We start from the raw sequence: 4,013 nt of genomic DNA on the forward strand, positions 1-4,013 counted from the left end.
GCGAGGTGCCGAGTGGTGGGGCAAGAGCGTTTTGCTTACTTTTGCGCTTTTCAAAAGTGAGCCGCTGTAAGAGCGGAACCCTAGGTGGCCGTTACCGCAGGAATGGATATGTACGCATTCCAACCCAACTAAATGGTCGACCAGAAGGCCGCCATCGCAGGCAAGCCAGCTCCCACATTTGGACCGGGGAGCGTCAGGTAGACAGGGGTCGGCTGTCAGGTCTTTACCCAGGCCAGCGTCAGCGCGCAACCATATTTGTACTCAATCAAGAAGCCAACCATGCAAACGTCTAAATTCCGCAAAATCGGCATTCTGGCTTCAGTGGCCGTCGCAATCGGCCTGGCCATCTACACCGTAAACGCCCCCGCCGACGCCCCCCAATACCTCACCGCGACCGCAGAACGCGGCGATATCGAAAACGCGGTATTGGCCACCGGCCTGCTCGAAGGCGTCAAACAAGTCGACGTCGGTGCCCAGGTCTCTGGCCAGCTCAAGTCGCTGAAAGTCAAAGTCGGCGACAAGGTAAAGAAGGGCCAATGGCTGGCTGAAATCGACCCCTTGATCCTGCAGAACACCCTGCGCAAAGCCCAGGTCGATGAAGAAAACCTCCAGGCCCAACGCCGGGCGACAGCCGCGCAGCTCAAGCAGGCCAAGTCTGTATATGAACGCTACAAAGGCTTGCAGGCCGACGAGTCGGTGTCACGCCAGGATTTCGAAGACGCCGAATCGACCTACCAGGTGCAGCAGGCCAACCTGCTGTCCCTGGACGCACAGATCAAAAGCGCGCACATCGAGATCGACACCGCCAAGGTCAACCTGGCCTATACCCGCATCAACGCGCCCATCGACGGCGACGTGGTGGGTATTGTCACCCAGGAAGGCCAGACCGTGATCGCCAGCCAGTTGGCGCCCGTGCTGCTCAAGCTGGCAGACCTGGACACCATGACCGTCAAGGCCCAAGTGTCGGAAGCGGATGTGATTCATATCAGCCCCGGCCAGCAGGTGTACTTCACCATTCTCGGCGAGGCGGACAAGCGCTATTACGCCAAGCTGCGCGGCACCGAGCCGGCGCCGCAGAACTTTCTTGAAACCCAGACCGCCGGCACGCCGAAGCAAAACACCGCGGTGTTTTACAACGCGTTGTTCGACGTGCCCAACCCAGAGCACCGCCTGCGCATCGCCATGACCGCCCAGGTGCGCATCGTGCTCGACACCGCCCAGGCCGCGCTGATAGTGCCCGTGGCGGCGCTGGGCGTGCGCAATGCCGATGGCCGCTACGACGTGCGGGTGCTGGATGCCAAGGGCAAGGCGGTCGCCCGCACGGTGAAGACCGGTATCAATAACAACGTCAAGGTGCAGATCCTGGACGGCCTGGCCGAGGGCGACACCGTGGTGATCGGCGATGCTACACCTGCCGTGGCGGGGAGTTGAGTCATGACCCAGCCTCTGTTGGAACTCAAGGGCATCACCCGCAGCTTCATGGCCGGCGAGCGTGAATTCATCGCGCTCAAGGGCATCGACCTGACCATCCATGCCGGGGAAATGCTGGCGATCATCGGCGCCTCCGGTTCGGGTAAGTCGACCCTGATGAACATCCTCGGTGGCCTGGATTACGCTACCGCCGGCAGCTACAAGATCAATGGCATCGAAACCCGCTCCCTGGGCGATGAGCAACTGGCAGAGCTGCGGCGTGATTACTTTGGGTTTATCTTCCAGCGTTACCATTTGCTCGCGCACCTGAGCGCTTTGCACAACGTGGAGATGCCGGCGATCTACGCCGGCACCCCGCAAAGCCAGCGCCATAGCCGCGCCGGGGAATTGCTGGCACGCCTGGGCCTGTCGGGCCACACCAGCCATCGGCCCAGCCAGCTGTCCGGCGGGCAACAGCAGCGGGTGAGTATCGCGCGGGCCTTGATGAATGGCGGTGAAGTGATCCTGGCCGACGAGCCCACCGGCGCCCTCGACACCCACAGCGGCAAGGAGGTGATGCGCATCCTCGCCGAACTGCACGCGGCGGGGCACACGGTGATTATCGTCACCCACGACCCCAAGGTCGCGGCGAACGCCCAGCGCATTGTCGAGGTGTGTGATGGCGAGATCATCAGCGACAAGGCCAACGACAGCGTCGGCCTGGAATTGCCCGTCGAGGCGCCGGTCGAGCCCCGACGCAGCGGGGCGCGGCGCCTGGTGGCGAGCCTGGGGCTGTTCAAGGAAGCGTTCAACATGGCGTGGGTGGCGCTGATCTCCCACCGCATGCGCACCTTGCTGACCATGCTCGGGATTGTCATCGGCATCACCTCGGTGGTGTCGATCTCGGCCATCGGCGAAGGCGCCAAGCGCTATGTGCTCAAGGACATCCAGGCGATTGGCAGCAACACCATCGATATCTTTTCCGGCACCAGCTTTGGCGACAGTCGAGCCTCGGCGATCCAGACGCTGATGCCCTCGGATGTGGACGCGCTGAACCAGCTGTATTACGTCGACAGCGCCACGCCGGTGGTGGGCCGCAACCTGATGCTGCGCTTTGGCAACATCGACGTGGATGCACAGGTCAATGGTGTCAGTGACCGCTACTTCAAGGTCAAGGGCCTCAAGCTTGAAGCCGGCATTACCTTCAGCGAAAGCGATGCGCGGCGCCAGGCCCAGGTGGTGGTGATCGACCACAATACTCGCCAGCGCCTGTTCGGGCCCAACATCGACCCGCTGGGCCAGGTGATCCTGATAGGCAACCTGCCGTGCACGGTGATCGGGGTGACGGCGGACAATAAAAACATGTTCGCCGCCAGCAAGGCCCTGAACGTGTGGGTGCCATACGAAACCGCGGCGGGCCGTCTGCTGGGCCAGCGTCATCTGGACAGCATCACCGTGCGCATCAAGGACGGCCAGCCGAGCAAGGTGGTGGAAGACAACGTCAATAAGCTCATGCTGCAACGCCATGGCACCAAGGATTTTTTCACCAACAACCTCGACAGCATCATGCAGACGGTGCAGAAAACCAGCCGCTCCCTCGCGCTGTTGCTGTCATTGATTGCGGTGATTTCTTTGCTGGTGGGCGGTATTGGTGTGATGAATATCATGCTGGTGTCGGTCACCGAGCGCACCCGTGAAATCGGGATTCGCATGGCGGTGGGGGCGCGGCAATCGGATATTCGCCAACAGTTTCTAGTGGAGGCGGTGATGGTGTGCCTGATCGGCGGGATCATCGGGATCTCCTTGTCCTACGCCATCGGCTACCTGTTTTCGCTGTTTGTGAAGGAGTGGGAGATGGTGTTTTCGGTGGGCTCGATCATTACCGCGTTTGCCTGTTCGACGTTGATCGGCATTGTGTTTGGTTTTGTACCGGCGCGGAATGCGGCGCGGTTGGACCCGATAGAGGCACTGGCCCGGGACTGACCTGAGGGAGCTGCTGATCGTTCCCACGCTCTGCGTGGGAACGCCGCCATGGACGCTCTGCGTCCACGGTGACGCAGAGCGTCACGGGATCCATTCCCACGCGGAGCGTGGGAACGATCTTAGTCTTCGGTCGGGTACATCCACCGCAACAACGAGTGCCGTCCGCTGATCCCCAACTTGATCGCCGCACGCTTGAGGTAGCTCTCGATGGTGTTGACCTTCAACGCCAATTGCTCGGCCAACTCCGGCGCGGTGCGCCCGGCCAGCAGGCCTACGCACACTTCCAGTTCACGGTTGGACAAGGTCAGCTCCGATTGCAGCAGGCGCTCCTGGATGCGTCGGCGCAAGGTGTCGATGCCCCGGGGTTGAGGCACTGCGCATGGGCTGTCCGGGAGCGAGGGCTGCAGCGCGGTGATGTGTTGATCGTTCCCACGCTCCGCGTGGGAACGCCGCCATGGACGCTCTGCGTCCACAGTGACGCAGAGCGTCACGGGATCCATTCCCACGCGGAGCGTGGGAACGATCTTAGTCTTCGGTCGAGTACATCCACCGCAACAACGAGTGCCGTCCGCTGATCCCCAACTTGATCGCCGCACGCTTGAGGTAGCTCTCGATGGTGT

The 4,013-nt window shown here is 61.6% G+C and carries 2 protein-coding genes and 2 pseudogenes; 2 read left to right on the top strand and 2 right to left on the bottom strand.

Translation table 11 applies throughout. The features are described from left to right. Positions 1–279 precede the first annotated feature (279 nt). Positions 280–1,431 carry a macrolide transporter subunit MacA gene (gene macA, locus ACTJLA_RS24465; protein WP_089042327.1) on the top strand — a complete coding sequence of 384 codons (1,152 nt, stop codon included), beginning with the start codon at positions 280–282 and terminating at the stop codon, positions 1,429–1,431. A gap of 3 nt (positions 1,432–1,434) precedes the next feature. Continuing rightward, complete coding sequence (locus tag ACTJLA_RS24470) at positions 1,435–3,393, top strand: MacB family efflux pump subunit (RefSeq protein ID WP_057974884.1); 1,959 nt, start codon at positions 1,435–1,437, stop codon at positions 3,391–3,393. A gap of 119 nt (positions 3,394–3,512) precedes the next feature. Here the strand turns inward: ACTJLA_RS24470 and ACTJLA_RS24475 are convergent. Continuing rightward, positions 3,513–3,818: pseudogene (locus ACTJLA_RS24475) on the bottom strand (helix-turn-helix domain-containing protein); the annotation flags it as partial. Between the two features lie 100 nt (positions 3,819–3,918). Next, a pseudogene (locus ACTJLA_RS24480) lies at positions 3,919–4,013 on the bottom strand (LuxR family transcriptional regulator); the annotation flags it as partial.

It is taken from the genome of Pseudomonas sp. 22072 (assembly GCF_052046095.1).
Lineage (GTDB): Bacteria > Pseudomonadota > Gammaproteobacteria > Pseudomonadales > Pseudomonadaceae > Aquipseudomonas > Aquipseudomonas paracarnis.